Genomic DNA, 870 nt, shown 5'->3' with positions numbered 1-870 from the left:
GTGACGCAGTACGTCTCGTACTGGTCTCGCTCCCGGATCCACGCGTAATCGGAGGCGGTAGTTGGGTCAGTCATGGGCCCAGCATGGCAGCCGCCACTGACACGGCCCGCCCTCGGAGACAACCGCCGCCCCTGGCTCTGGTCCGCCCGGTGACTCCCGGTGCGGCTCCCGGATCTTCTTCGCTCCCGAAGACCTCAGCCGCAGCAGGACCGGAGGGCACGTCGGCCGCGGTTCCTGCTTGCCCGCCTCGACAGCGTCCTCGCCGCCGGCACGTTCAACATGATCAGCACGCATGTCCTTCCAGCGCGCGTATCCCATCAGCTCTACCCTCCTCTGCCTGCCGTTCTTTCAGGTAGATCTCGTAGTGCTGCTCGGCGAGCGGGATTGCCTGCGTGTACCAGGCGTTCCACTGACCGACCTTGTCACCCGCGACAAGCAGGATGCTGGATCGCCATGGGTCAAAAGCGAACAAGATCCGCACGGTCCCTAGCCGAAGCTCCTTCGGATTCCGCAGACGTGAAGCGGTGATCGTATCGACCAGCCGGCTGTCCCAGGCCTCGTCCTACTTCGGCGAGTGAGTCGATCGCGACGCGCCCACACTTCCCGCTCCCGTCAAGCCCCGGCCCTCCTTGAAGCCACTCCTCCCGCTTGTCGCACTAGACAAAGTAGGCCTATAGTGTCAAGAAGCCGAGCGAGGAGCGTGATGACGACACAGACATGGACTGAGCGCCGGATGCCTGACCCGGCGGACCGGACGGCGGACGTGGCCGGGGCGAACTCCGGCAACCGCGAGCGGGCCGCCACCGACACCAACGCGCCGGGCGGCAGGCTCCGGGCAGGGCGGGTGCGCGCATGACGGGCGAGGACAAG

The 870-nt window shown here is 66.4% G+C and carries 2 protein-coding genes; one reads left to right on the top strand and one right to left on the bottom strand.

The window, feature by feature from the left end:
- Positions 1-283 precede the first annotated feature (283 nt).
- Positions 284-481 carry a type II toxin-antitoxin system RelE/ParE family toxin gene (locus ITP53_RS55560; RefSeq protein WP_328818986.1) on the bottom strand — a complete coding sequence of 66 codons (198 nt, stop codon included), beginning with the start codon at positions 479-481 and terminating at the stop codon, positions 284-286.
- Positions 482-703: 222 nt separating this feature from the next.
- Here ITP53_RS55560 and ITP53_RS55555 point away from each other — a divergent pair, with 222 nt between their 5' ends.
- Entirely contained in the window at positions 704-856 is a 153-nt protein-coding gene (locus ITP53_RS55555) for a hypothetical protein (protein ID WP_195903521.1), read from the top strand.
- Positions 857-870 lie beyond the last annotated feature (14 nt).

Origin of the sequence: Nonomuraea cypriaca, assembly GCF_015645445.1 — a bacterium.
GTDB classification, from domain to species: Bacteria; Actinomycetota; Actinomycetes; order Streptosporangiales; family Streptosporangiaceae; genus Nonomuraea; species Nonomuraea cypriaca.
Note: the sequence above shows the minus strand (reverse complement) of the source record. Positions and strands in the feature narration are given on the sequence as shown.

Excerpts from the sequence above, each read along its gene's own strand:
- ITP53_RS55555 (WP_195903521.1), top strand. The coding sequence starts at position 704 with ATGACGACACAGACATGGACTGAGCGCCGGATGCCTGACCCGGCGGAC.